Origin of the sequence: Streptomyces sp. cg36, from assembly GCF_041080675.1 — a bacterium.
In the GTDB taxonomy this organism is placed as follows: Bacteria; Actinomycetota; Actinomycetes; order Streptomycetales; family Streptomycetaceae; genus Streptomyces.
The window spans coordinates 1,922,104-1,948,097 of the sequence record NZ_CP163520.1; the positions used below are offsets into that span (position 1 = coordinate 1,922,104).

At 71.4% G+C, this 25,994-nt stretch carries 21 protein-coding genes; 7 read left to right on the plus strand and 14 right to left on the minus strand.

Translation table 11 applies throughout. The annotated features are described in order from the left end of the window. The first annotated feature begins 2 nt into the window (after window positions 1-2). The 3 genes from AB5J87_RS08500 to AB5J87_RS08510 are packed head-to-tail and all read left to right on the plus strand — an operon-like array spanning window position 3 to window position 2,262. Window positions 3-899, plus strand: coding sequence for a PaaX family transcriptional regulator C-terminal domain-containing protein (locus AB5J87_RS08500; RefSeq protein WP_369375672.1), 897 nt, complete (start codon window positions 3-5; stop codon window positions 897-899). Between the two features lie 9 nt (window positions 900-908). Further along, entirely contained in the window at window positions 909-1,298 is a 390-nt protein-coding gene (locus AB5J87_RS08505) for a BlaI/MecI/CopY family transcriptional regulator (protein WP_369375674.1), read from the plus strand. Window positions 1,299-1,302: 4 nt separating this feature from the next. Beyond that, complete coding sequence (locus tag AB5J87_RS08510; protein WP_369375676.1) at window positions 1,303-2,262, plus strand: M56 family metallopeptidase; 960 nt, start codon at window positions 1,303-1,305, stop codon at window positions 2,260-2,262. A 55-nt stretch (window positions 2,263-2,317) separates the two neighbouring features. Here AB5J87_RS08510 and AB5J87_RS08515 read toward each other — a convergent pair whose 3' ends face one another. The 3 genes from AB5J87_RS08515 to AB5J87_RS08525 form a co-directional block, all read right to left on the minus strand. Next, window positions 2,318-2,773, minus strand: coding sequence for a tellurite resistance TerB family protein (locus AB5J87_RS08515; RefSeq protein ID WP_369375678.1), 456 nt, complete (start codon window positions 2,771-2,773; stop codon window positions 2,318-2,320). Between the two features lie 110 nt (window positions 2,774-2,883). Continuing rightward, complete coding sequence (locus AB5J87_RS08520; RefSeq protein ID WP_369375680.1) at window positions 2,884-5,196, minus strand: bifunctional salicylyl-CoA 5-hydroxylase/oxidoreductase; 2,313 nt, start codon at window positions 5,194-5,196, stop codon at window positions 2,884-2,886. 2 nt (window positions 5,197-5,198) lie between these two features. Next, the gene (locus AB5J87_RS08525) at window positions 5,199-6,026 is read right to left on the minus strand and encodes an enoyl-CoA hydratase family protein (RefSeq protein ID WP_369375682.1); all 828 of its coding nucleotides are present in this window, start codon (window positions 6,024-6,026) and stop codon (window positions 5,199-5,201) included. 448 nt (window positions 6,027-6,474) lie between these two features. Between AB5J87_RS08525 and AB5J87_RS08530 the strand changes: the two genes are divergently transcribed. Beyond that, window positions 6,475-6,936 carry an ATP-binding protein gene (locus AB5J87_RS08530; RefSeq protein ID WP_369375684.1) on the plus strand — a complete coding sequence of 154 codons (462 nt, stop codon included), beginning with the start codon at window positions 6,475-6,477 and terminating at the stop codon, window positions 6,934-6,936. On the opposite strand, the gene argF is transcribed toward AB5J87_RS08530, so the two are convergent. The 6 genes from argF to AB5J87_RS08560 all read right to left on the minus strand — a co-directional run bounded on the left by argF (window position 6,896) and on the right by AB5J87_RS08560 (window position 15,671). Beyond that, entirely contained in the window at window positions 6,896-7,927 is a 1,032-nt protein-coding gene (gene argF / locus AB5J87_RS08535) for an ornithine carbamoyltransferase (RefSeq protein ID WP_369375686.1), read from the minus strand. The genes AB5J87_RS08530 and argF overlap by 41 nt on opposite strands. 75 nt (window positions 7,928-8,002) lie before the next feature. Next, entirely contained in the window at window positions 8,003-9,235 is a 1,233-nt protein-coding gene (locus tag AB5J87_RS08540; RefSeq protein ID WP_369375688.1) for an arginine deiminase, read from the minus strand. Between the two features lie 98 nt (window positions 9,236-9,333). Next, complete coding sequence (locus AB5J87_RS08545) at window positions 9,334-12,003, minus strand: polynucleotide kinase-phosphatase (protein WP_369375690.1); 2,670 nt, start codon at window positions 12,001-12,003, stop codon at window positions 9,334-9,336. Next, window positions 12,000-13,613 carry a 3' terminal RNA ribose 2'-O-methyltransferase Hen1 gene (locus tag AB5J87_RS08550; RefSeq protein ID WP_369375692.1) on the minus strand — a complete coding sequence of 538 codons (1,614 nt, stop codon included), beginning with the start codon at window positions 13,611-13,613 and terminating at the stop codon, window positions 12,000-12,002. Before AB5J87_RS08550 ends, AB5J87_RS08545 begins: the two co-directional genes overlap by 4 nt. 148 nt (window positions 13,614-13,761) lie before the next feature. Next, window positions 13,762-14,739 carry a homocysteine S-methyltransferase gene (mmuM, locus tag AB5J87_RS08555; RefSeq protein ID WP_369375694.1) on the minus strand — a complete coding sequence of 326 codons (978 nt, stop codon included), beginning with the start codon at window positions 14,737-14,739 and terminating at the stop codon, window positions 13,762-13,764. Between the two features lie 2 nt (window positions 14,740-14,741). Continuing rightward, window positions 14,742-15,671, minus strand: a complete 930-nt coding sequence (locus AB5J87_RS08560; protein ID WP_369375696.1) for an LLM class F420-dependent oxidoreductase — start codon at window positions 15,669-15,671, stop codon at window positions 14,742-14,744. Window positions 15,672-15,919: 248 nt separating this feature from the next. Between AB5J87_RS08560 and AB5J87_RS08565 the strand changes: the two genes are divergently transcribed. Further along, window positions 15,920-16,150, plus strand: a complete 231-nt coding sequence (locus AB5J87_RS08565) for a hypothetical protein (protein WP_369375698.1) — start codon at window positions 15,920-15,922, stop codon at window positions 16,148-16,150. Window positions 16,151-16,176: 26 nt separating this feature from the next. Here the strand turns inward: AB5J87_RS08565 and AB5J87_RS08570 are convergent, their stop codons facing one another. From AB5J87_RS08570 to AB5J87_RS08590, 5 genes are all read right to left on the minus strand, one after another. Further along, a complete protein-coding gene (locus AB5J87_RS08570; protein ID WP_369375700.1) occupies window positions 16,177-16,668 on the minus strand; it encodes a DUF6099 family protein in 492 nt (163 codons plus the stop codon). Window positions 16,669-16,792: 124 nt separating this feature from the next. After that, window positions 16,793-17,200, minus strand: coding sequence for a nucleotide pyrophosphohydrolase (locus AB5J87_RS08575; RefSeq protein WP_369375702.1), 408 nt, complete (start codon window positions 17,198-17,200; stop codon window positions 16,793-16,795). Next, window positions 17,197-18,321, minus strand: a complete 1,125-nt coding sequence (locus tag AB5J87_RS08580) for an AAA family ATPase (protein ID WP_369375704.1) — start codon at window positions 18,319-18,321, stop codon at window positions 17,197-17,199. The genes AB5J87_RS08575 and AB5J87_RS08580 overlap by 4 nt, the downstream gene beginning before the upstream one ends. A gap of 55 nt (window positions 18,322-18,376) precedes the next feature. Further along, window positions 18,377-18,766, minus strand: coding sequence for a cell division protein SepF (locus AB5J87_RS08585; RefSeq protein WP_369375706.1), 390 nt, complete (start codon window positions 18,764-18,766; stop codon window positions 18,377-18,379). Between the two features lie 113 nt (window positions 18,767-18,879). Beyond that, entirely contained in the window at window positions 18,880-19,785 is a 906-nt protein-coding gene (locus tag AB5J87_RS08590) for an ABC transporter substrate-binding protein (RefSeq protein ID WP_369383435.1), read from the minus strand. A 229-nt stretch (window positions 19,786-20,014) separates the two neighbouring features. On the opposite strand from AB5J87_RS08590, the gene AB5J87_RS08595 reads away from it, so the two are divergent. Together AB5J87_RS08595 and AB5J87_RS08600 are read left to right on the plus strand one after the other, a co-directional pair. Beyond that, window positions 20,015-20,809, plus strand: a complete 795-nt coding sequence (locus tag AB5J87_RS08595; protein WP_369375708.1) for a VOC family protein — start codon at window positions 20,015-20,017, stop codon at window positions 20,807-20,809. A 680-nt stretch (window positions 20,810-21,489) separates the two neighbouring features. Further along, a complete protein-coding gene (locus tag AB5J87_RS08600; RefSeq protein ID WP_369383436.1) occupies window positions 21,490-25,971 on the plus strand; it encodes a molybdopterin-dependent oxidoreductase in 4,482 nt (1,493 codons plus the stop codon). Window positions 25,972-25,994 lie beyond the last annotated feature (23 nt).

Sequence of the window (25,994 nt, forward strand, 5' to 3'; positions counted from 1 at the left end):
ACGTGGCCGAGCAGCACACTCCCCGATCCCTGATCGTCACCTTCTACGGCGCCTACGCGCGCGAGACGGCGGGCTCCCTCGCGGTCGCCGAGCTGATCCGCCTGCTCGCGGCCGTCGGCGTGGACGCGCCCTCCGTACGGTCGTCGGTCTCCCGGCTCAAACGGCGCGGCCTGCTGGTGCCGGAGCGCACCGCGAGCGGCGCCGCCGGGTACGCCCTGTCCGCCGACGCCCGCCAGTTGCTCGACGACGGCGATCGCCGGATCTACCCGCACGCGCGCCCGCGCGCGCGTGACGGCTGGGTCCTCGCCGTGTTCTCAGTGCCGGAGTCGGAACGCAGCAAGCGTCATGTGCTGCGCTCGCGGCTGGCCGGGCTGGGCTTCGGCACCGCGGCGCCCGGAGTGTGGATCGCCCCGGCGCGCCTGTACGAGGAGACCCGCCACACGCTGGAACGTCTCCAACTCTCCCCCTATGTCGATCTGTTCCGGGGCGAGCACCTGGGCTTCGCCGCGACGGCGGAGGCGGTCGCGCGGTGGTGGGACCTGGCGGCGATCGCCAAGCAGCACGACGAGTTCCTGGGGCTGCACGAGCCCGTGCTGCGGGCCTGGGAGACGCGCGGGCCGTCCCCGGAGGAGGCGCTGCCCGAGGACGCCTACCGGGACTACCTCCTGGCCCTGGACTCCTGGCGCCGTCTGCCCTACGTCGACCCGGGCCTCCCCTCGTCGCTGCTGCCGCCGGACTGGCCGGGCGAACGGTCGGCGGAGGTGTTCCGCCGTATGCACACCCGGCTGCGGGACGTGGGAGCACGGTTCGTACGGCGGGAGGAGAGCGGTCCCGAGAAGCCTCGGGAGAGCGGGCCCGCGCGAGGCGCGCGGGCGTGGCACGACGAGCGGCCTCAGTAGGATGGCGAGGTGACGGATGACGACGCGCGGGCCCGGCGACGGGGCCAGGGTGAGCTGGAGGCCCAGGTCCTGGCCGCGCTGCGCGGCGCCCCGGGACCGGCGACCGCCGGGTGGGTGCGCGAGCGCATAGGCGGACCGCTCGCCTATACGACCGTCGTGACGATCCTGTCGCGCCTGCACACCAAGCAGTCGGTGACCCGTGAGCGGGCGGGCCGCGCCTTCGTCTGGGCCCCGGCGGCCGACGAGGCCGGTCTCGCGGCGCTGCGGATGCGCCGGGTGCTGGACGCGGAGGCGGACCGGGGCGCGGTGCTGGCCAGCTTCGTCACCGCGCTCTCGCCGGACGACGAGCAGTTGTTGCGGGCCCTGCTGGACGAGGCCGGGACGGAGTCCGGGGACTGACGCGATGGGTGTGTTCGTCTTCCTGCCGCTGGTCCTCCCCCTGACGGCGTGGCCGATCGCCCGGCTTGCCGAGCAGCAGCTGCATCCGCGCGCGGCGACCCGGCTGCTGGCGGCCGTCGGCGGTGTCCTGGCGCTGTGCAGCACGCTGTGTCTGATGTTGCTGATGGTGGTGGGCACGGCCCAACTGCCGGGCAATCCGCTGCCGGACGCATGGGCCGACCCCGAGGTCCGGGCCGTCCTTCCGTATGACGAGGTGGTGGGGCAGGCGGCGATCCCGCTGCTGGTGGCGGTCGCCGGGGCGTGCGCGCATCTGGTGTGGCGACACCGGCGGGTGCGCGTCCGCGCGGCCAGGGCGCTCACCGGGCTGCCCGCCGACCGGCTCACGGTGCTGCCGGACACCCAGCGGGCGTACGCGTACGCGCTGCCCGGCGGGCGCGGTGCGGCCGGGCCGCACGGCCGGGTCGTCGTGTCGCGCGCGATGCTGGACACGCTCGACGCCCGCGAGCGGGCCGCCCTGATCGCCCACGAGGAGGCGCATCTGACGGCGGCCCACCACCGCTTCCTGCTGGTGGCGGGGCTCGCCGCGCGCGCGAACCCGTTTCTGCGACCGCTGCGCACCGCCGTCGCCTTCACCACCGAGCGCTGGGCGGACGAGGAAGCGGCCCGTACGGTGGGCGACCGCCGGACGGTGGCCCGCGCGATCGGCAAGGCCGCGCTGGTCTCGCGCCCGGCGGGTCCGGGCGCGGTGACCGCGCTCGCGCCGTTCGCGGCCACCGGGCCGGTGCCGCGCCGGGTCGCGGCGCTGCTCGGCCCGGTGCCCCCGGCCGGCGCCCTGCCGCCCGCGTGGACGGCGGCCGGGCTCGCGCTGTGGACCGCCGCGGGCGGTGCGGCGGTCTCCGCGCTGTCGTCGGCCAACGCCACCATGACGCTGTTCACGGTGTTGCGGGCGGCGACCGTGCTGTGAGGCGCCGCACGCCCGCACGGCGCCGGCCGGCGAACGGCCGCTTCCGCGGGCGTCCTTACAGGTCGAACTCGGCCGGCGGCAGGTCCAGCGTGTAGCACGCCTCGCGCACCACGGCCTGCTCGGTCTTGTCGAAGTCGCCGTCGGCGCCGCCGATGACGATGCCTATCTGGATCACCGCACGCGCCTCGGCGGGCTTCTTCTTCGCCTTGGCGATCTCCTGCAACACGCTGACCTTGCCGAAGTCGAAGTCGGTGGTCAGCTTGTTCAGGTAGTCGTCGAAGCGGCGCTGGAGGTCGTCCGCCGGGAAGTTCTGCAGCACCTCATTGGTGGCGATGAGCTGGGCGACCCGGCGCCGCTCGGACGGGTCGACGGTGCCGTCGGCCGCGGCGACCAGGGCGCACATCGCCATGCTGGCGTCGCGGAAGGCACCGCTCTTGAGGTCGTTCTTCTTCGCCATCAGCTGCGTCTGCATGGTCGACGCGGACTCCTTGAAGCGGTCCCACAGGGCCATGACTTCTCCATCGGATCTCGTTGGTAACTTCTACAACGCTGTAGAAACTCACCGGCGACCCGAATGGTTCCCGCCTCCGGCAATTCACCCGAACCGGTGATGGCGACCGGTCATTTCAGGGTGAGCCGGGGCCGGGGAGCGTCCGTGCGGCCCGTCGCGGGCCTGCGGCTGCCCGCACGATAGGGCGCGGGCCAGGGCGCCCCCAGACCCGCGTATCCCTGCTCGGCCGCCGCGTGCAGGGTCCAGTGGGGGTCGTAGAGATGGGGGCGGGCGAGGGCGCACAGGTCGGCCCGGCCCGCCAGCAGCAGCGAGTTGACGTCGTCCCAGGACGAGATCGCCCCGACGGCGATGACGGGAACGCCCAGGGTGTTGCGGATCCGGTCGGCGTACGGCGTCTGGTAGGAGCGCCCGTACTCGGGCTCCTCGTCCGCCACCACCTGGCCGGTCGACACGTCGATGGCGTCGGCGCCGTGCTCGGCGAACGCGCGGGCGATCTCGACGGCCTCCTCGGCGGTGGTGCCGCCGGGCGCCCAGTCGGTGGCGGAGATGCGGACGGTCATGGGTTTGCGCTCGGGCCAGATCCCGCGCAGCGAGTCGAACACCTCCAGCGGGAAACGCAGCCGGTTGGCGAGGGAACCACCGTAGGCGTCGGTCCGTTGGTTGGTGAGAGGGGACAGGAATCCCGAGAGCAGATAGCCGTGGGCGCAGTGCAGTTCGAGCAGGTCGAAGTCGCAGCGGGCCGCCCGCCAGGCCGCCGCGGCGAACTGCTCGCGGATGTCGTTCAGTCCCGCGCGGTCGAGCGCGTGCGGGACCTGGTTGACGCCCGGTCGGTACGGGAGCGGTGAGGCGGCGGCGAGGGCCCAGTTGCCGTCGTCGAGCGGCTCGTCGATTCCTTCCCACATGAGTTTGGTCGAGCCCTTGCGCCCGGAGTGGCCGAGCTGGACGCCGATGGCCGTGCCCGGGGCCTGCTGGTGGACGAACTCGGTGACCCGGCGCCAGGCCGTGGCCTGCTCATGGGTGTAGAGGCCGGCGCAGCCCGGAGTGATCCGCCCCTGCGCGCTCACGCACACCATCTCGGTCATCACCAGACCGGCGCCGCCGAGGGCCCGTGCCCCGAGGTGGACGAGATGGAAGTCGCCGGGGACTCCGTCCACGGCGCGGTACATGTCCATGGGAGAGACGACGACGCGGTTGCGCAGTTCGAGCTCGCGCAGCCGGAAGGGGGTGAACATCGGGGGCGTGTCGGCGGGGCAGGGGAAGGCGTGTTCCACGGCGCCGGTGAAGCCGGGGTCGCGCAGCCGCAGGTTGTCATGGGTGACCCGGCGGCTGCGGGTGAGCAGGTTGAAGGCGAACTGCCGGGGCGGCTGGTCGAGGTAGAGGCCGATCTCCTCGAACCAGCGTCTGCTGGCGGTGGCCGCCCGCTGGGTCGACTCGACGACGGGGCGGCGCTCCGCCTCGTAGGCGGCGAGGGCGGCCGGCAGGTCGGGCTGCTCCTCCACGCAGGCGGTCAGCGCCAGGGCGTCCTCGACGGCGAGCTTGGTGCCGGAGCCGATGGAGAAGTGCGCCGTGTGGGCGGCGTCGCCGAGCAGGACCGTGTTCCCGTGCGACCACCGCGCGTTGACGACGGTGCGGAAGACGGTCCAGGAGGAGTTGTTGCTCCGCAGCGACCGGCCCCCCAGCGCCTTGGTGAAGATCCTGGCGCAGCGGTCGATGGAGCCCTGCTCGTCCAGCTCGGCGAAGCCGGCCGCCCGCCACACCTCTTCGCGCATCTCGACGATGACCGTGGAGGAGTCGGCGGCGAACGGGTAGCCGTGCAGCTGCATCACGCCGTGCTCGGTCTCGGCGATCTCGAAGTGGAAGGAGTCGAAGGCGAAGTCGGCGGCGAGCCAGATGTAGCGGCAGCGGTGGCCGGTGACCCGGGGGGCGAAGTGTGCGGCGTGCGCCTCGCGGGTGAGGCTGTGCACTCCGTCGGCCGCGATCACGAGGTCGTGGTCGGCGCCGAGGGTGGCGGCGGTCGGCGCTTCGGTGCGAAAGCGCAGGTCGACGCCGAGCTCGCGGCAGCGCTGGTGCAGGATCTCCAGGAGCCTGCGGCGCCCGAGCGCGGCGAAGCCGTGTCCGCCGGAGGTGAGGGTGCGCCCGCGGTGGACGATGTCGATGTCGTCCCAGCGGACGAACTCGGCGCACAGCGCGTCGTAGACGACGGGGTCGGCGTGTTCGATCCCGCCGAGGGTCTCGTCGGAGAGGACGACGCCGAAGCCGAAGGTGTTGTCGGGGGCGTTGCGCTCCCAGACGGTGATCTCGCGGTCGGGGCCGAGCCGTTTGAGCAGGGCGGCGGCGTAGAGCCCGCCGGGTCCGCCGCCGATGACAGCGATCCGATTCGGCCGTCCGGTGGGGTCGGTGCCGCCGCCCCAGGGCCCGGGCACGGTCAGCGCCCCTGCCACTTGGGGGGCCGTTTTTCGGTGAAGGCGGCGTGGAACTCGGCGTAGTCCTGCCCGTTCATCAGCAGCGCCTGGGTCGCGGCGTCGAGTTCGACGGCGGCGGCGAGCGGCATGTCGAGTTCGGCGGTGAGCAGGGCCTTGGTCTGGGCGTGGGCGAGGGCGGGTCCGGCGGCCAGGTACCGGGCGAGCTCGGCGGCGCGCGCGTCGGCCTGCCCTTCGTCGGTCAGCTCGCTGACCAGGCCGATCCGTTCGGCTTCCGGGGCGCGGACCGGTTCGCCGAGCATCAGCAGCCGGGTGGCGTGGCCGAGTCCGACGACGCGCGGCAGCAGATAGGCGGCGCCCATGTCGCCGCCGGAGAGGCCGACCTTGGTGAACAGGAAGGCGAACCGGGCGGAGGGATCGGCGATCCGGAAGTCGGCGGCGAGCGCCAGCACGGCGCCCGCTCCGGCCGCCACGCCGTGGACGGCGGCGACGACGGGGAACGGGCATTCCCGTATGGCCCGGACGACCTGGCCGGTCATCCGGTTGAAGTCGAGCAGCTGGACGGTGTCCATGGCGAGGGTCGCGCCGATGATCTCGTCGACGTCGCCGCCGGAGCAGAATCCGCGGCCCTCGCCGGCCAGCACCAGGGCGCGCACAGCCCGCTCCCGGGAGAGCTCGGCGAGCAGGTCGCGGAGGTCGGCGTAGGCCCCGAAGGTGAGTGCGTTCAGCTTCTCGGGCCGGGCGAGGGTGACGGTCGCGACCCCGTCCGCCGTGGTCAGCCGCAGATGGCGCCAGTTCTCGGTGCGGGGCGCGGAGCTGGGAAAGGGGCTCATGGAGTGCGGCCTCCTCAGCGGACTGTCAGATGCCTGCCTCTCGAAGGTATCACTCATGTGTGACTGTCGTCATGAGTACGCGATACGGGCTGGACCGGGAATGCGGCACGAGCGCGTGCGGTCCCGCATGCGTGGGCGTGAGAGTGTGCGGTCCCGCATCCGTGGGTACTGGCCGCATTCCCCGCTCCGGTCCGAGCGGAGGGCATGCGGTCCCGCCCGAGCGGGTGCGAGGCTCTTCGCCCATGGCCACCCGCAAGACCCTGACCAGCGCGTTGGCCCGGCCGGGGCGAAAGGCCCGAGCACCTGATGGCGCACGGCCCACGTCCCGTCGCCAGTGGCCTCTGTCCACTCGCTTGCGGCACTTCGTAAAGTTGAACGAAGCACCAGCGCCCCGCGCGTTCCCCGCGCCCCGGACGCACCCCCATGCGACCGAACGGAAACCCCCGCCGTGCCCGATCCCGACGGCTCCGCCCGTGAACCGGACGGCGCCCCGACCTCCTGGCGCATCCCGCTCCCCCACAGCAACGCCGCGGTCCCCCTCGCCCGCGCCCTGATCCGTACGGCGTTCGCGGACATCGAGACCCCGGCCGACAGCCACACCGCCGAACTGCTCACCGCCGAGCTGGTCGCCAACGCCGTCGAGCACACCACCGACGACGGGCCGATCGAGCTGGTCGTGGAGCTGTTCGCGGCGGGCTGCCAGGTCGAGGTCCACGACCGCTCACCGCTGCCGCCGGGCGATCTGAGCGTCCCGGTGCCGGGCGAGGAGCCCGACCCCTGGCAGGAGCACGGCCGCGGCCTGCTGCTGATCCGCACCCTCAGCTCGGCGTGCGGACACCGCCCCACCGAGCACGGCAAGGCGGTGTGGTTCACGCTGCCGGCGCGTCCACCCCTGTCCGAGCGCCCGTGAGGGTGGCGACCAGTACGGCCTTGATGGTGTGCAGCCGGTTCTCCGCCTCGTCGAAGACCACCGAGTGCGCCGATTCGAAGACCTCGTCGGTGACTTCGAGTTCGCTCAGCCCGTACTGCTCGTGGATCTCCCGCGCGACCGCCGTGCCGAGGTCGTGGAAGGCGGGCAGGCAGTGCAGGAACTTGACGTCCGCGTTGCCGGTGGCGCGCAGCACGTCCATGGTCACGGCGTAGGGCGCCAGCGCCTTGATGCGCTCGGCCCAGATCTCCTTGGGCTCGCCCATCGACACCCACACGTCGGTGGCGACGAAGTCCGCCCCGGCGACACCCTCGGCGATGTCCTCGGTGAGGGCGATCCGGGCGCCGCTGCGCTCGGCGGCGCCCCGCGCGAGGGCGACGACCTCCTCGTCGGGCCAGTACGCACGGGGCGCCACGATCCGTACGTCCATGCCGAGCAGTGCCGCGGTGACCAGGTAGGAGTTGCCCATGTTGTAGCGGGCGTCACCCAGATAGGCGAAAGCGATGCGTTCCAGCGGCTTGTCGGTGTGCTCGGTCATGGTGAGGACGTCGGCGAGCATCTGGGTGGGGTGCCAGAGGTCGGTGAGCCCGTTGTAGACCGGCACGCCCGCGTGCGCGGCGAGCGTGTCGGCCGTCTCCTGGGCGTCCCCGCGGAACTGGATCGCGTCGAACATCCGGCCGAGCACCCGTGCGGTGTCCCGCGCCGACTCCTTCTTCCCGATGTGCGAGCCCGACGGGTCGATGTACGTCGTGGACGCCCCCTGGTCGGCGGCGGCCACCTCGAACGAGCACCGCGTACGCGTCGACGGCTTCTCGAAGATCAACGCGATGTTCCGCCCGCGAAGCCGCTGGACCTCGGTGCCCGCCCGCTTGGCTGCCTTCAGCTCCGCGGCGAGCTCCAGCAGGGCGCGGAACTCCTCGGCGGTGAAGTCCAGCTCCTTGAGGAAGTGGCGGCCTGCGAGATCTATCGCCATGGTGGGCTGCTCCTGGGTGACGGATACGGTGACACTGACGGGCAATGCTGGAAGTATATGCGTTAGAACGCATCACTATACGGCATCACGCTCCACCGGGCAGCTCATACAGCGCGGCCCGCCCCGCCCCCGGCCCAGCTCACTCCCCGGAATCTCGATCACCTCGATTCCCTGCTTGCGCAGATGCGTGTTGGTGGTCACGTTCCGCTCGTACGCCACCACCACCCCCGGCTCCACCGCCAGCACGTTGCAGCCGTCGTCCCACTGCTCGCGCTCCGCCGAGTGCACGTCCTGGGTCGCCATCAGCACCCGGACCCCGTCCAGGCCCAGCGCCGCGGCGATCGCGCGGTGCATGTGCTCCGGCGGGTGATCGGTCACCTTCAGCTCCTGGTCACCGGCCCCGGGCTCGATCGTGTAAGAGCGCAGCATGCCGAGCCCCGCGTACTGAGTGAAGGTTTCTCCGTCGACCATCGTCATCACCGTATCGAGGTGCATGAACGCCCGCCGCTTGGGCATGTCGAGCGCCACGATCGTGCTCGCGGAACCTGCCGCGAACAGCCCGCGCGCCAGCATCTCCACGGCCTGCGGCGTCGTACGCTCACTCATCCCGATCAGCACCGCGCCATTGCCGATCACCAGCACATCGCCGCCCTCGATGGTGGACGGGTAGTCGCTCTGCCCCTTGGACCAGGTGTGGAACGAACCGGCCCCGGGCCCGGTGAACAGCGGATGGTGGCGGTAGATCGCCTCGAAGTGGACCGTCTCGCGCTGCCGCGCCGGCCACCGCATCGCGTTGATGGAGACACCGTCGTAGATCCACGCCGAGGTGTCACGGGTGAACAGATGGTTCGGCAGCGGGCCCAGCAGGAAGTCGTCCAGGTCCATCGCGTGGAACCGCACGGACACCGGCTCCGCGTACCCGTCCAGGAACTCGCGCTTGGTCATCCCGCCGACCAGCGCCTCGGCCAGATCGGCCGCCGACAGGTCGTCGAAGGCCGCGCGCAGATGCGCGGTGGCCAGCGGCCCGTACTCCTTCTCGTCGAAGACCCGGTCCAGCACCAGCCGTCTCGCCTGACCGATCGCCAGCGCCTCGCGCAGCAGATCGCCGAAGAGATGGACCTCGACCCCGCGATCGCGCAGCACGTCCGCGAAGCCGTCGTGCTCTTGGCGGGCCCGGCGCACCCAGAGCACATCGTCGAAGAGGAGAGCGTCCTTGTTGCTCGGAGTGAGCCGCTTCAGCTCCAGATCGGGCCGGTGCAGGATGACGCGGCGCAGCCGCCCGGTCTCGGAATCGACATGGAATCCCATGCCCCCATCCTGTCCCGCGCGCAGCCCGCTCACCCGGCGAACCCGCGCGCCGGCACCCCGGCCCCGGGGGCGGAGCCGATCGCTCCGCCCCCATGGCCTCACAGACGCGGGTCGACCGGCTCCGACTCCAGCGCCAGTACGGCGAACACCGCCTCGTGGACCCGCCACAGCGGCTCCCCCGCGGCCAGCCGGTCCAGCGCCTCGAGCCCCAGCGCGTACTCCCGCAGCGCCAGCGAACGCTTGTGGCCGAGGGACCGCTGCCGCAGCCGGTCGAGCTGCCCGGACCGCGCGTACTCCGGACCGTAGATGATCCGCAGATACTCCCGTCCGCGCACCTTGATGCCCGGCTGCGCCAGCCTGCCCCTGCCGTCACGGGCCAGCGCGTGCAACGGCTTGACCACCATGCCCTCGCCGCCCGAAGCCGTCAGCTCCAGCCACCAGTCGATGCCCGCCCGCACCGAGCTGTCGTCGCCGGTGTCGACGACCAGGCGCCGCGTCATCTGCAGCAGACCCGTCGGATCGTGCTCGACGAGCCGGTCCAGCCACGCCAGCTGCTCGTCGTGCGGCACGGCGGCCAGGCTGCGGCCCTGGGCGGCCAGGATCTGGAAGGGCGCGAACCGCACCCCCTCCAGGCCCTCGGTGCTCCAGCAGTACCGCCGGTACGCCTCGGTGAACGCCGCCGCGTCCTCGGCCCGCTCACGCTGGCGCCCCAGCAGCCCGTCCACGTCGACACCGCGCGCCGAGGCCGCCTCCAGCGCACCCAACGCACCCGGGAACACCGCCCCGGACGCCGCACCCACCGCCGCGTACTGCGAACGCAGCAGCCCGGACGCCTTCAGCGACCACGGCATCAGCTCGGCGTCGAACAGCAGCCAGTCCGTGGCGAGCTCGTCCCACAGACCGGCGGCGGACACCGCCGACCGCAGCCGTTCCAGAACCGCCTCGGTGACGGCCGCGTCGTCGAAGAACGGGCGTCCGGTGCGCGTGTGGAGAGCCCCCGTCGGCCCCTCCACCCCGAACCGCACGCGCGCCACCTCGGCATCGCGGCACACCAGGGCCACCGCCCGCGAGCCCATGTGCTTCTCCTCGCACACGACCCGCCCGACACCGTCCGCCGCGTACTGGGCGAACGCCTCCGCCGGATGTTCCAGATACCCCTCCTCACGCGATGTGGCCGTCGGTGCCATGGTCGGCGGAAGGTACGCGAGCAGCCTCGGGTCGACCGCGAACCGGCTCATCACTTCGAGCGCGGCCGCCGCGTTCTCCTCGCGCACCGCCACATTGCCCAGCTGCCCGGTCTCCACGACCCGGCGGCCGTGCACATCGGCCAGGTCGAGCGGACGTCCGTCCTGACCACCGGGCGCCTCGGTGGCCAGCGGCCGGACCGGCTCGTACCAGACCTTCTCCGCGGGCACGTCGACGAGCTCGCGCTCAGGCCAGCGCAGCGCCGTCATCCGTCCGCCGAACACCGCACCCGTGTCCAGGCAGATGGTGTTGTTGATCCACGACGTGTTCGGCACCGGTGTGTGGCCGTAGACGACCGCCGCGCGACCCCGGTAGTCCTCTGCCCACGGGTAGCGCACGGGGAGGCCGAACTCGTCCGTCTCACCGGTCGTCTCTCCGTACAGCGCGTGCGAGCGGACACGCCCCGACGTACGCCCGTGATACTTCTCGGGCAGACCCGCGTGACAGACGACCAGCTTGCCGCCGTCGAGCACGTAGTGGCTGACGAGCCCGTCGATGAACTGCTTCACCTGCTCCTTGAATCCATCGTCCTCCTTCTCCAACTGCTCGATGGTCTCTGCCAGTCCATGGGTGCGCTGGACCTTCTTGCCACCCAGATAACGTCCGAGCTTGTTCTCATGGTTCCCGGGAACACACAGAGCGTTACCATCGGCCACCATTTTCATTACGCGCCGCAACACCCCGGGGCTGTCCGGGCCGCGGTCGACGAGGTCACCGACGAACACCGCGGTGCGCCCCTCGGGGTGCGCGCCGTCCACGTACCCCAGCTTGGCCAGCAGTGTCTCCAGCTCGGAGCGGCAGCCGTGGATGTCACCGATGATGTCGAAGGGGCCAGTGAGGTGCGTGAGGTCGTTGTAGCGGCGCTCGATCGCGATCTCGGCGCTGTCGACCTCGGCCTCGGAACGCAGGACGTGGACCTTGCGGAACCCTTCGCGTTCCAGGCCGCGCAGCGAACGCCGCAGCTCACGCCGGTGGCGCGCGATGACCTGGCGGGGCAGCCCGGCCCGGTCGGGGCGATCCGCGTTGCGCGTGGCGCAGACGTCCTCCGGCAGGTCGAGGACGATGGCGACCGGCAGCACATCGTGCTCCCTGGCCAGCCGGACCAGCTGCCTTCGGCTCTCCACCTGCACGTTCGTGGCGTCGACCACGGTCAGTCGCCCGGCCGTCAGGCGCTTGCCCACGATGTAGTGGAGCACGTCGAACGCGTCGCCGCTCGCACTCTGGTCGTTCTCGTCGTCGGCCACCAACCCTCGGCAGAAGTCCGACGAGATCACCTCGGTCGCCTTGAAATGCCGTCGGGCGAAAGTGGACTTACCCGATCCGGTGGCCCCGACGAGGACGACGAGGGAGAGATCGGGGACAGCGAGCACACGCGAGGAGGACGGTGCGTCGGAGCGGGAACCGGCGCTCGCGTCCCGACTCGCGCCGGGTTCCGCGCTGATGCTCGCACTGCTCTCGGCGCCGGCCGCACTGCTCGCACCAGTCGCCTCGCTGTCACTGTTGTCTCGGCGCTCGGCACTCATACGGCGTTCGCCTCCTTCACGTTCTCGTACGTTTCGGTCTCGTCGGTCTTGATCTGGGGAAACTCACCCTGCGGCGGCTCGCTCCGCGCCGTCCCGTCGTACGTCGCGGCGCCTGTCACCTCGGCCGCATCAGTCACACCAGTCGCACCGATTGCACCAGCGGCACCAGTCGCAGTCATGGTGAACACGGCCATCTGTGTGGGCGGCCCCACCTCCGGATCGTCCGGCCCCACCGCGATGAACTCGACTCCATAGCCGTGCCGTTCGGCGACCTGTCCCGCCCAGTCACGGAACTCGCCACGCGTCCACTCGAACCGGTGGTCCCCATGGCGCACATGTCCGGCCGGGAGGGTCTCCCAGCGCACGTTGTACTCGACGTTCGGCGTCGTCACGATGACCGTCGCCGGACGGGCCGCGCCGAACACCGCGTACTCCAGGGCAGGCAGCCGAGGCAGATCGAGATGCTCGATCACTTCGCTGAGCACCGCCGCGTCGTACCCCTTGAGCCGCTTGTCGGTGTACGCGAGCGAGCCCTGCATCAGGGAGACGCGCCCGGCCTGGCGCTCGCCCATGCGGTCCAGCCGCAGTCGGCGCGCGGCGATCGCCAGCGCGCGCATGGAGACGTCGACGCCCACGATCTCAGTGAACCGGACGTCCTTGAGCAGCTCCTGCACCAGCTGGCCCTGCCCGCAGCCAAGGTCCAGCACCCGGCTCGCGCCGGCGGCGGCAAGCGCCGCGAGGATCGCCTCGCGCCGCTGAACCGCGAGCGGAACGGGCTTCTCCTCGGTGTCCGCCGTCTCGTCCACCGCGTTGTCCAGCGCCTCGACCGCCAGGTCGTCGGCCTCGGCGAGCCGCACCAGCTCCAGCCGCTCCATCGCCTGCCGGGTCAGCCCCCAACGCCGCGACAGATAACGGCTGGTGATCAACTTCTGCTCGGGATGGTCGGCCAGCCAGCCGGCCCCCGCCCGCAGCAGCTTGTCCACCTCGTCCGGGGCGACCCAGTAGTGCTTGGCGTCGTCGAGGACCGGCAGCAGCACATAGAGCTGACGCAACGCGTCGGCCAGCCGCAGCTCCCCCTCCAGCACCAGCCGCACATAGCGCGAGTCGCCCCACTCCGGGAACTCCGCGTCCAACGCGATCGCGTCCGCCGACACCGACGCCCAGCCCAGCGGCTCGAACAGCTTGCGCACAAGATCGGCACCGCCTCGCGCGGGCAGCACGGGAACCTCGATGCGCAGCGGCAACGGCGTCCGCGCACGCTCCGGCAGCGTGTTGCACACACCGCGCAAAGCACTCTTGAACACCGTACTCAGGGCCACGGACATCAGCGAAGACGCGGCGTACGGACGGTCGTTGACGTACTGCGCCAAAGCGGCATCCGGCGCGCCGCCACGACCCTTGCCCTTGCCCCGTCGTACGAGCGCGACGGGGTCCACCTCCAGGAGCAGCGCAGCCGTGCAGCGCTCCGCGCTCGCCTCGGGGTAGAGGACGTGCGCGGTGCCGTGCGAGGTGGAGAACGCCTGCGCCTTTCCGGGATGCTTGTGCAGCAGAAAACCGAGGTCGGTGGCGGGGCGTTCAGGGGTACCGGTCGTGGTGATTGTCAGGAACACGGATCGAGTATTGCCCGAGCGAACTGGTCTCTACCAGGCATTTTCCCTTCGCCACCCGACGCCGCCCCCGACGCCGGCTCAGCACGTCGCCGACCGGACGGCCGCCCTGCCTGTCGCCCCCGCTGGGCCCCTCCGCGTCTTCGGCTGCTCACTCCCTTTCGTGCGGCTTCTCGTCCCTCACGAAGCGCGCCAGCCGCGCGATCTCCGCCGGCCCCACCCGGCAGCACCCGCCCATCAGCCGAGCTCCGGCCGCACGCCACGTGTGGACACGCGACGGATCGAACGTCGCGCCGCCGCGCCACGCCCTGGCCGTGGCGTCCCAGCGCTCACCACTGTTGGGATAGACCACCACCGGCATTCCGGTCACCGACGCCGCGAGCTCCACGGCGTCATCGGCGTCGGCGGGGGTACAGCAGTTCACGCCCACGGCAATCACCTGGTCGAGCCCCGCCGCCAGCGCGAACGCGTCACCCAGCGCCTGGCCCGCCCGGGTCCGCATCCCGTCGATGCTGTACGACAGCCACACCGGCACCCCGCACCCGTCCACCGCACGGAGCAGCGCCTCCGCCTCGTCGGCGTCCGGCACCGTCTCCAGCGCGAGCACATCGGGCTCCGCCGCCGCCAGCGCCTCGATACGGGGCCGGTGGAAGCGCTCCAGCTCCTTCACCGTCAGGCCGTACCTGCCCCGGTACTCGCTGCCGTCGGCGAGCAGGGCGCCGTAGGGGCCGATGGAGGCGGCGACCCAGACTTCGGCTTCGGGAGGCTCCCCCTCCCCCCGCCCCACCCCTCCCCCAGCCTCCTCCGTCGGCGCGCGCCCCTCCCCCGCCCGGCGCGCCAGGTCCACGCTCCGGGCGAGGAGCGACGTCGCCTCCGCCCGTGGGACTCCACGGCGGACGAAGCCCTCGTACGTCGCCTGGTAGCTGGACGTGATCAGTACTTGTGCGCCCGCCCGTACATACGCTCGGTGCGCCTCCTCGATCTGGCTCGGCTCATCGGCGAGCAGCCGGGCCGACCAGAGCGGGTCGCTCAAGTCGCAGCCCTGGTCTCCCAGTTGGTTGGAGAGGCCGCCGTCGAGGACCAGGGGCCGTTCGACGAGGACGTCGGCGAGCGGACGGGCGGGCCGCACGGTCAGGCTCCGTTCAGCTGGGACTGGATCTGGGAGGAGATCAGCTCCAGGTGGTCGAGGTCGTCCAGGTCGAGGACCTGGAGGTAGATCCGCGAGGAGCCGATCGCCTGGTACTTGCCGATCTTCTCGACGACCTCGGCGGGCGAGCCCGCCAGTCCGTTCGTCTTGAGCTCTCCCACCTCCCTTCCGATGGCTGCCGCGCGGCGTGCGACTTCGGCGTCGTTCTTCCCCGCGCAGACGACCAGGGCGTTGGAGTACACGAGGTCGTCGGGGTCGCGTCCGGCGGCCTGGGCCGCGGTGCGGACCCGGCCGAACTGGCGCTCGCTGTCGTCGATCGAGGCGAACGGGATGTTGAACTCGTCCGCGTAGCGCGCGGCCAGCCGCGGGGTGCGGACCTTGCCGTGGCCGCCGATGAGGACCGGCACCTTGGCCTGGGCGGGCTTGGGGAGCGCGGGCGAGTCGGTGATCTGGTAGTACGTGCCGTCGTGGGTGAAGGTCTTGCCGGTCTCGGTGGCCCACAGGCCGGTGACGATGGCGAGTTGTTCTTCGAGCCGGGCGGACTTCTCCTTGGGGAAGGGGATCCCGTACGCCTTGTGCTCTTCTTCGAACCAGCCTGCTCCGAGGCCGAGTTCGACGCGACCGCCGGACATCTGGTCGACCTGGGCGACCTGGATGGCGAGGACGCCGGGGAGCCGGAAGGTGCCGGCGGTCATCAGTGTGCCGAGGCGGATGCGGCGGGTTTCGCGGGCGAGTCCGGCGAGGGTGATCCAGGCGTCGGTGGGGCCCGGGAGGCCGTCGGCGGAGCCCATGCGCAGATAGTGGTCGGATCGGAAGAAGGCGTTGAAGCCGAGGTCCTCGGTGGCCTTGGCGACCTTGAGGAGGGTGTCGTAGTCGGCGCCCTGCTGGGGCTCCGTGAAGATTCGAAGATCCATGGATCCATCCTGCACCTTCGAACTGCCGTCAACCCCGTCCTTGCACTGGGCCCGGTGGCTGCCCGGTCGGGTGAAAATCGCCGATCTGACGGCCCGCGTACGGTCTGACCAGTGACTGTCGCGCTGAGTGGTCGTTGGCTCGGGCGGAGCCGGACCGCCCGGCCCGCGTGCCGGCGGCCGTTGCCGGTGCGTCTGCCGAACCGCCACCCTCGCAGCAGCGCGGGAGGGCTTGGGCCGAGGAGGCCGCCATGTCCCAGGAAGCCGTGCCCGAACAGGCCGTGCCGCAGCCGGAGGCCGCGCCGACCGTTCCGGAGCAGCAAGGTGCTCCGAAGGGGCTGCTTCAGCAGATGGAGGAGTTGATGGCGGCGCTGAACGCCGATCTTTCGCAGTTGGATGCCGATCTGCAGTCCTCGGCCGACCGTGGGCTGCCGGGCCGGGACGGTGGCGGCCCTGTGGAGGGCGGGCCGTCGGGCGGGTGAGCGCGGGTGGTGGGGCTGTCGTCGGCTCATGAGGGTCCTGTCGTGGAGTCGCGCAGGGCGCCGGGCCGTCTTTCCTGTTCTCGTACGGTGAGTCGGCGCAGCATCCCGCGGACCCTGTCGCTGGATTCGTCGGCGGCGTCGATGGCTTCGATGCACTGCCAGTAGAGCCCTTCCTCGTCGGTGGAGCAGGCGACGCCGACGAGGGCCATGCCTACGTCTCCCAGGAGGCCGCCGAGGCCGGTGAGGGTCTGTCTGGCGTCGGTGACTTGGGAGAGTTGGGTGGCGCGGATGCCGCCGATGCGCAGACCTGGGTGGTCGAGGGCTCCGCAGCCCCGGCCGCCGGTCTCGCTGAGGCCCCGGGCCTCGCCTCTCAGCTCTGGCGGTCCGGTGGCGGCAAGATGGCTGCCGATGGCTTGGGCGAGGGCTTGTGCCTGCCATGCCTCGGCGACGATTTCCAGTGCCGCGGTGGATTCGGCGAGCGCTAACCTGCTCGCTCCGATGAGTCGTGCTGCGTCCATGCGCCGCCCCCGTTCGTACGACGATTCGTGTCCCCGGTTCACTACCTAGAGTGAGCTTCAGCGGCCAGGAAAGCCAGAGGAATTGGGAAATCTGTGGACGAGCAGGGGGTTTTGAATAACTCGCTCACTCCGAAGAGTGACGGTTTGGACTTTCTTCGGGGTGGTGTACAGGGGTTGGGCCGGTGGGGGGCGCGGTAGAGGGCGGGACCGTGGGGACGGGGAAGCGGAGTTCATTGCGGTCGATCTTGGCGGAGAGCGCGGCGAGCGGGTCGACGCCGAGGACCTCGCACAGCTGGAGGAGGTAGGCGAGGACATCGGCGATCTCGTCGGTGACGCGGTGGGCCCGGTCGGGGTCGTCCATGACGCGGTCCGACTGGTCGGGGGTCAGCCACTGGAAGATTTCGAGAAGCTCGGACGCCTCGACGCTGAGGGCGGAGACGAGGTTCTTCGGGGTGTGGAAGGGCTGCCAGTGGCGTGCGGCCGCGAAGTCGGCCAGTCGGCGCTGGAGTGCGGCTACGTCGGGTTCGGTCACGACTCCAGGTCTACCACTGTGACCCCGTCCGCCTCGCGGGCGCATGCGGCATCGGTGACGGAGCCCGTGAGGCGGATGTGGCCGCGTTTGCACATCTCGGCGGCGAGGGTGACGAGCGCGCGGGACTGGTCGCGGTCGAGGCCGCGGTCGAAGCCGTCGGCGAGGACGGCGAGGGTCTGGAGGGCGGTCGGGATTTCGGCGGCGGCGTCGACGGCGAGCACTCCGGGGCCGGTGAGCAGGACGAGAGCGAGGGCGAGGTAGCGCAGTTCGCCTTCGCCGAGGCGGGAGACGGGGGTCGGGGTGTGGTCGCCGCGGCCGACGACGGCTCTTAACGTGCCGTCGGTGAGTTCTTCGGCGGCGAGGGCGGTGACGGGGCCTGCGCAGCCCGCGCGGGCCGCGGTGACGAGCCGGGCGTGGCGAATGGTGCATTCGCGGGCGGTGCGGGAGAGGACTTCGGCGAGGTTGTCGCAGCCGCGCCGCAGACGGCCGGGGCCGGGAGGGACCGGCTTGCGCATGCGCTGCGGCTGGGGGTCGCAGGCGTACACGGACCGCAGGGCGACGACGACCTGTTCGGCGGCGGCGAGGACGCGCAGCTGGCCTTCGGTCTTTCCGGCGACGCGCAGCGGCAGCAGGGCGGTGCCGAGGCGGTCGTCGGGGAGGGGGGCGCGGGTGACGGGGACGGTGCCGGCGGTGTGCCAGGCGGCCTGCACGGTGGAGCGGCCGGGGTCGCGCAGGGCGGTGGACAGCAGGGTCTGGCCTTCACTGGTCAAACGTTCGCCGACGATGCGGAGTTCCGGCTCGGCCTGGATGGCGAGGTCGAGCCGGACGGGTCCGGCGGGGCCGTCGACGGTGCAGCCGATGCGGAATCCGCGCCTCCCCTGGGCGTCGGCTCCGGCGCGCTCCGGCACGCACCCCGCCGGGTCGGGGAAGACCGTGGCGAGGCAGGCGCCGGAGCCGAGCCGGGCGAGTGCTTCGTAGGCTTGCAGGACGCTGGTCTTGCCGCTGCCGCTCGGTCCCGCGAGGAAGGTGAGCGGGCCGAGCGGGAAGACCGCGCGCCGGTGCGACTTGAAGGCGGAGAGCCGCAGTTCGGTGATGGTGGGCCGGTCGCAGGTTCCGTTCATGGAACGGACCGTACGAGGACAAAAAGTGACGAACCGTTACGCCGCGATCACCTTCCTACGAATGAGGGACGACGGCCTCCGCGATGCCCTCCACCTCCGTGCCCACGGGGGCGAGGAGGAAGACGTTCCGGTCGACTCGGTGCATACCGCTGCCCAGGCCGAAGACGACTCCGCTGCTGAAGTCGAGGATGCGCTTGGCGACTTCGGTGTCGGCGGCCGTGAGATCGAGCAGGACCGGGGTCTGCGACATCATGTATTCGGCGACCTCGCGCGCGTCCGCGAAGACCTGGACGCGCAGGACCACGAAGCGGCGCTGTTCCACTGCCGCGTACTCGTTGGGGATGGTGCGGTGGTCGACCCGGGACGGCCACTCGTTGCGACTGCGCAGCGGAACGACCTGGGCGAGCCCCTCCCACTGTTCATCGGTGACGTCGTACCTGCTCACCGGACCACCTCGCCCATGTGCTGTATCTGCATCCGGCCATGATGACGCCGCTCACCCGTTCAGCCCAACTCCGACACGGCTCTGAGCTGTGAAGTTGTCCGCACCGGACCGTACTAACGTACGATCCGGGACTCGATCGCGTCGGCGACACCGGCGAAGAACCGGGCGTGGGCCCGGGCACTGCAGGGGGCCTCCGGGTTCCACGGCAGGACCTGTGAGCGGTCCTCGATGGCCCGCCAGTACGGGTCGGCGCGCAGGTCCTCGACGGGCGTCGCGTTCACGCGTACGTCGCGGAGCACGATGTCGGCGGGCAGGGCGGCGGCCTGCTCCCAGGTGACGGTGGCCCAGTTCGCCCCGGCTCCGGCGGGCGGCTCCACCAGGGCGACGCCGTGGTCCACGAGTGCGCGCAGTTCGGGCCAGGCGTCCGGCCGGGCCAGATGGACCCGGTCGGTCCCGGCGGGCGACAGGGCGAGGACCGCGGGCCCGGGCGAATCCTCGCTCCCCGCGCGCGTAGCGGCCGTCACAGTACGCAGACGGCGCTGTCCCGCGTCCAGGAGGCGGGCCGCCTCGTCGTGGCGGCGGTCGCCGCCGAGGGAGCGGGCGAGGTCGGCGAAACGGTCCCTGATGTCGGCGAGGGCGCGCGAGGAGCCGACGTCGAGGACCACTACGGGAAGGTGCTCCTCCAGGTGCTTGGCGGTGTCGGGATCGAGTCCGTAGACCTGTCCGCCGCCGTAGCTGACGGCCACCACGAGGTCGGGTGTGCCCTGGAGCAGTACGTCCAGGTTCAGGTCGGCGCCCGCGCCCAGGTAGCGCACCCGGTCGAGGGGCAGCCCGCCGGCCTTGGCCCGGTCGGGCACCGGGCCGTCGTGGAAGGAGCCGAAGAGCGCTCCGCAGCCCACTCCGTGGTCCCAGAGCGTGGCGGCGGCCTGGATGTAGGCGGTCACCCGGGTGGGGGTCCCGCCCGTCGCCGCCATCTGTCCTCGGTCGTCGGTGAACTGCCAGACCGGCTTTTCCATCAGGTCACGCCCCCTGTAGGTCGCTGAGCCCCGGCGCCGGGTCACGCTACGCCCGAGTCTTGTGCCCCGCCAGGATCCGTACCCGATTGCCTCCGTGCCCGCCGGGCGCGCGAATAGGCCCGCGCTCGGGGGATCGGGAGCCGGGGCGGCCGGCACGCTCGGCGCGCGGGGTGCGGGACGGCTGGCTAGCGTGGCAGGACGGACCGTCTGTCACACAGGAGAGAGCACAGCCATGGCCGTGGAACCAGAGGGCACACCGTGCTGGGCCGATGCGATGTTCAGTGACGTCGAGGGAGCGAAGAGCTTCTACGGAGACGTGCTGGGCTGGACCTTCGGCGAGGCGGCGTCGGAGTTCGGCAGCTACACGCAGGCGTATGCGAACGGCAAGGCGGTGGCGGCCGTCGTGCCGCCGATGCCGGGCCAGGAGGGGCAGTCTGCGTGGTGCCTGTATCTGGCGTCGCCCGATGCCGCCGCCACCGCGAAGAAGATCAAGGACCAGGGCGGCGAGGTCCTGATGGAGCCGATGAAGGTCGGCGACTTCGGCACCATGGCGATCGCCCGGGAGCCCAGCGGCGCCGTCTTCGGCGTGTGGCAGGCGGGCACCCACGAAGGGTTCGAGGCCAGGGGCGTGCCGGGCGCGTTCTGCTGGGCGGAGGTCTTCACCCGTGACCCGGGGAAGGTGGACGCGTTCCTGCCCGCCGTCTTCGGGTACGGCGCGAAGCAGATGCAGGACGACGCGGCCGACTTCCGGGTCTTCAGCGTGGGCGACGACATGGTCCTGGGCCGGATGAAGATGACGGACGACTTCCCGCCCGAGGTGCCGCCGTTCATCAATGTGTATTTCGCCGTCGACAATTGCGACACGGCGGTGGAGAAGGCCACCAAGCGCGGCGGTGTGCTGCGGTTCGGGCCGATGGACACACCGTTCGGTCGTTTCGCCGCGCTGAGCGACCCGCAGGGCGCGGCGTTCTCGGTGATCGACCTGTCCAGCACGCACGGCGACATGCCGCAGATGGCGGACGTGTAGCGGAGGCTACGCGGGCCTGCTGACGGGCTGGAGTTGCTGCGGGCACGCGCGCGTTCCCGCAGCAACCGGCGTTGTCAACCCCCGGTGGACAACTCGCCCCTGACCCGTCGGTCGGCCCCCGACGAGGCTCTCCGTGGACGCCCGGTTTCGACCCAGTGGCGGGACCTCGGACCGAGTCCCGGAGTACTCACTGCCGCTACGACGCGATGCCTCAAAGCGCCCTCCGTAGACAGACAGGGCGGTCGGCGGCACTCAACAGAGGCGCACGATCCCCCAGGCCAGTCCCGGCTCCCCACCGGGCCCGCTCCCGCAACACGCCGGCCTGCCGGGCAAGGCGGACCGGCCACGTCCGCCACCCCCAGAATCGCGGTCGCCACGCGCGCGCCTAGTGCGGCGCGCCGCCACCCACCTCACAGCAGCCGGAAGGGCCTCGTGATGTCCGACATCGGAGGTCTGCCGCAGTCGCACACATGCTCACAGCGACGGGGCGCGGTTAGTGTGGCCGACGTAACGACTCGTGATCGCCGCACGTGACATCGAAGTAACGGGCATTTCGTACGGTCAGGACCATCCGAGGATCCGGCCGAGACGAGAGGGGAAACCCGTTGACCGCACAGGGCACACGGACCGGCACCGATCAGGTGCGCACGGTCTGCTCGTACTGCGGTGTGGGCTGCGGGATGGTCCTCGACATCACCGTCGGGCCGGACGGGCGACGCACCGTCGCCAAGGCATCCGGTGACAAGGAACATCCGGCCAACTCCGGTCGGCTGTGCACCAAGGGAGCGACGACGGCGGACATGCTGGCCGCTCCCGGGCGGCTGGGCACCGCACTGGTGCGGCCCGCGCGCGGCGCCGAGCCGGTGCCCGCCGGCGTCGACGCGATGATCAAGGAGACGGCCGGACGACTGCGGGCGATCATCGACGAGCACGGGCCGGACGCGTTCGCGTTCTACGTGTCCGGGCAGATGACCCTCGAAGCCCAGTATCTGGCGAACAAACTCGCCAAGGGGTTCATCGGCACCAACCAGATCGAGTCCAACTCCCGGCTGTGCATGGCCAGCGCGGGCAGCGGCTACAAGCTCTCGCTCGGCGCCGACGGGCCGCCCGGCTCGTACCAGGACTTCGAGAAGGCGGACGTCTTCCTCGTCACCGGCTCCAACATGGCCGACTGTCATCCCATCCTCTTCCTGAGGATGATGGAGCGTGTGAAGGCGGGGGCGAAGCTGATCGTCGTCGATCCGCGCCGCACCGCGACCGCCGCCAAGGCCGGACTGTTCCTCCAGATCGAGCCGGGCACCGATCTCGCACTGCTCAACGGACTGCTGTACCTCCTCCACGAGAACGGCCACACCGACCCCGCCTTCATCGCCGAGCACACCGAGGGCTGGGAGGCGATGCCGGAGTTCCTCGCGGACTACGCGCCCTCAGCCGTAGCCGAGATCACCGGGATAGCCGAGGACGACCTGCGTACGGCCGCCCGCTGGATCGGTGAGGCCGGCGAGTGGATGAGCTGCTGGACGATGGGGCTCAACCAGTCCACGCACGGCACTTGGAACACCAATGCGCTGGTCAACCTGCATCTGGCGACCGGTGCGATATGCCGCCCCGGCAGCGGCCCGTTCTCCCTGACCGGCCAGCCCAACGCCATGGGCGGCCGTGAAATGGGCTACATGGGCCCCGGGCTCCCGGGCCAGCGCTCGGTCCTGGTGGACGAGGACCGGGTGTTCGCCGAGGAGCTGTGGAGCCTGACGCCCGGCACCCTGCGCACCGACGGGGCCGGGCTCGGCACGGTCGAACTGTTCCGGCAGATGGCCGACGGGCGCGTCAAGGCGTGCTGGATCATCTGCACCAACCCGGTCGCCTCGGTCGCCAACCGCCGCACCGTGATCGAGGGCCTGGAGGCGGCCGAATTCGTCGTCGCCCAGGACGTGTTCGCCGAGAACGAGACCACCGCCTACGCCGATGTCGTCCTGCCGGGCGCGTTGTGGACGGAGTCGGAGGGCGTTCTCGTCAACAGCGAACGCAACCTCACTCTCGCCAGGAAGGCCGTCGACCCGCCCGGCGAGGCCCTGCCCGACTGGCAGATCATCGCGCGCGTGGCGTGCGAAATGGGCTACCAGGACGGGTTCTCCTACGCGAGCGCCGAGGAGGTCTTCGAGGAGATCAAGCGCGCCTGGAACCCGAAGACCGGCTACGACCTGCGCGGGGTGAGCTACAAGCGCTTGCGCTCCACCCCGGTGCAGTGGCCCGCCCCCACCGCCGAGGGCCCGGACCGCAACCCGGTGCGGTACGTGAGCGAGGAAGGCGGCGGCCCGGTGTTCCCGACAGCGAGCGGGCGCGCCGTCTTCTACGGGCGCCCGCACGTCCCGGCCGCCGAAATGCCCGACGACGAATTCCCGTTCGTGCTGAACACCGGTCGGCTGCAGCACCAGTGGCACACGCTCACCAAGACGGCGAAGGTGGCCAAGCTCAACAAGCTCAACCCGGCGCCGTTCGTCGAGGTGCATCCGCTGGACGCGGAGGCGCTGGGGATCTCCGAGGGCGACTCGGTGGAGGTCGCCTCCCGGCGCGGCCGGGCCGTCCTGCCCGCCGTGGTGACCGACCGGGTACGGCCCGGCTGCTGTTTCGCGCCGTTCCACTGGAGCGACCTGTTCGGCGAGTACCTGAGCGTCAACGCGGTGACCAGCGACGCGGTCGACCCGATATCGCTCCAGCCCGAATTCAAGATGTGCGCCGTGGCGCTCGCCAAGGTGGCGGCTCCGGCGGCAGCCGTCCTGACGGGCCCGCCGTCGGCGGACGCCGTCTCGGAGTCCGTGGCCGCCGCTGCGGCTCCGGCCACCGCACACACTCTTGCCGACGTTCCCGGAGCCGAGGGTCTCGCGGCGGACGCGTCCACGACGATGCCGGGCAAGGTGGGCAACGGGGGCGGCCCGGCAGCGGTGTTCGGGCTCGACGCTCCCCCGCCGGTCCTCGCCGAACGCGAGCGCCAGTACCTCGTGGGCTTCCTCGCGGGGCTGAAATCCGGCGCTCCCGGCGTTCCCGTACTCCCCTCGGGGGCGCCCTTCAGCGAGGAACACGCGCTGTGGGTCAACGGGGTGCTCGCCGGAATGTACTCGCGCACCGCCGACCGGACCGAGCCCGCGCCGAGCGCGCCGCCCGCCGCGCCCCGGGGCCGGGACGTGCTGGTGCTGTGGGCCTCGCAGACCGGCAACGCCGAGCAGGTCGCGGCAGCCGCCGCCGAACAGCTCGTCGCCGCCGGACACCGCGCCCGCCTCATCGCGATGGACGACACGAGCCCGAGCGCGCTGCCCACCGAATCCGAACTGCTGATGATCACCAGCTCCACCGGCGACGGTGACGCACCGGACAACGGCGCCGCGTTCTGGGACGCGCTCTCCGACACCAACGCGGCCCGTCTGGACGGGCGCCGCTACGCCGTGCTGGCCTTCGGGGACTCCTCGTACGACGAGTTCTGCGGGCACGGCAGACGCCTGGACCGACGGATGGGCGAACTGGGCGCGACGCGGCTGCTCCCGCGCGTCGACTGCGAGCCGGACTTCGAAGAGCGGGCCCGGGGGTGGCTCGACGAGGTGCTGGCGACGCTGGACGAACTCGACGGCCCGGACGACGATCGCGGTGCGGCGGGTGGGGCCGCAGGGGCCAGTGGCCCTGGTGGGGTGTACGAGCCCGGTGCAACCCATGTGGCACATGCGACTCACGTGACAGGTGACGGGAGCACCTCGGGCACCCCGGCCGACGCGGGCGGCTTGCGCATCCCGACCGGCGCTGGCGGCTTGGGCATCCCGGCCGCGACCGGGCCCGAACACCCCTCCGCGAAAACCTCCGGAAATTCCCCCGCCGGGCGGGAACCCGGGGCGGGCGACGGCCGTTCAACCGGTACAGCAGTCGGCTCACACGGAACAGGAGTCGGCCGGGCGCCCGCGGTCCCCACCGGGCGTCTCGACCCCGCCGGGCGCTCAGTCCCCGGCCGGAGCCCCGTCCTCGGCCCGGCCACGCCCTCCGCCCCGCTGCCCAGTTCCCGGTCCGCCGCCATCACGGCCAGGCTCACCGGAAACTCCCTGCTCAGTCTGCCCGGATCCAGCAAGGAGGTACGCCGCTTCACTTTTGACACCCGCGCGAGCGAGACACCGCTGCTCTACTCGGCCGGGGACGCCCTGGGCGTGCACCCCGTCAACTCCCCTGACCTGGTAGCCGAATGGCTCGCGGTAACCGGTCTGGACCCGGACGCGCCCATCGAGTTGAGCGGGATCGGCGAGGTCACCTTCGCCAGGGCCCTCCGCGAGCACCTGGACATCACCCGGTTGGGCACCGGACTGCTGAAGTTCGTGGCCGAGCGCACCCACGGCCGCGACCTCAAGCAGCTGCTGAGGCCCGACAACAAGTGGCAGCTGGCCCAGTGGTCATGGGGACGGCAGGCCGTGGACGTGGTGGCCGAGCACGCGGTGCGCACCAGCGCCCAGGAGTGGGCGGGCGTTCTCGGACGCCTGCGGCCCCGGCAGTACTCGATATCGTCGAGCCCGCTCACCGACCCGTACGAGGTGTCCCTGACGGTCTCGGTCGTGCGGTACGAGAACAGGCTCGGGCGTGCGCGTGCGGGAGTGTGCTCGGCGCTGCTCGCGGACGCGCTGCCGGATGCCCCGATGCCGGTGTACGTACAGCGCACGCGGCACTTCCGCCCGCCGGCCGACCCGGGGACGCCGATGGTGATGGTGGGGCCCGGGACCGGGGTCGCGCCGTTCCTCGGGTTCCTTTACGAGCGGCGGGCGTTGGGCCACCACGCGCCGAACTGGCTGTTCTTCGGCGAGCAGCACCGGTCCACCGATTTCTACTACGAGGACGAGCTGACGAAGCTGTCCGCCGAGGGCACGCTGACACGGCTGGACACGGCGTTCTCCCGCGACCAGCGCACCAAGGTGTACGTGCAGGACCGCATGCGCGAGCACGGCCCGCTGCTCTGGTCGTGGCTGCGGGACGGGGCGCACTTCTACGTGTGCGGGGACGCGTCCCGGATGGCCAAGGACGTCGACCGGGCGCTGCGGGAGGTCGCGGTGGCGCACGGCGGGCTGGACGACGAGGCGGCTGCCGCGTTCCTCAAGCAGCTGACGTCGGAGAAGCGGTACGTACGGGATGTGTACTGACCGCTGAGGGGGGGGCCGGGCGG

Excerpts from the sequence above, each read along its gene's own strand:
- AB5J87_RS08510 (WP_369375676.1), top strand. The coding sequence starts at position 1,303 with ATGGGTGTGTTCGTCTTCCTGCCGCTGGTCCTCCCCCTGACGGCGTGG.
- AB5J87_RS08515 (WP_369375678.1), bottom strand. The coding sequence starts at position 2,773 with ATGGCCCTGTGGGACCGCTTCAAGGAGTCCGCGTCGACCATGCAGACG.
- AB5J87_RS08525 (WP_369375682.1), bottom strand. The coding sequence starts at position 6,026 with ATGAGCCCCTTTCCCAGCTCCGCGCCCCGCACCGAGAACTGGCGCCAT.
- argF (WP_369375686.1), bottom strand. The coding sequence starts at position 7,927 with ATGGCGATAGATCTCGCAGGCCGCCACTTCCTCAAGGAGCTGGACTTC.
- AB5J87_RS08540 (WP_369375688.1), bottom strand. The coding sequence starts at position 9,235 with ATGGGATTCCATGTCGATTCCGAGACCGGGCGGCTGCGCCGCGTCATC.
- AB5J87_RS08545 (WP_369375690.1), bottom strand. The coding sequence starts at position 12,003 with ATGAGTGCCGAGCGCCGAGACAACAGTGACAGCGAGGCGACTGGTGCG.
- AB5J87_RS08560 (WP_369375696.1), bottom strand. The coding sequence starts at position 15,671 with ATGGATCTTCGAATCTTCACGGAGCCCCAGCAGGGCGCCGACTACGAC.
- AB5J87_RS08565 (WP_369375698.1), top strand. The coding sequence starts at position 15,920 with ATGTCCCAGGAAGCCGTGCCCGAACAGGCCGTGCCGCAGCCGGAGGCC.
- AB5J87_RS08570 (WP_369375700.1), bottom strand. The coding sequence starts at position 16,668 with ATGGACGCAGCACGACTCATCGGAGCGAGCAGGTTAGCGCTCGCCGAA.
- AB5J87_RS08580 (WP_369375704.1), bottom strand. The coding sequence starts at position 18,321 with ATGAACGGAACCTGCGACCGGCCCACCATCACCGAACTGCGGCTCTCC.
- AB5J87_RS08595 (WP_369375708.1), top strand. The coding sequence starts at position 20,015 with ATGGCCGTGGAACCAGAGGGCACACCGTGCTGGGCCGATGCGATGTTC.
- AB5J87_RS08600 (WP_369383436.1), top strand. The coding sequence starts at position 21,490 with ATGGTCCTCGACATCACCGTCGGGCCGGACGGGCGACGCACCGTCGCC.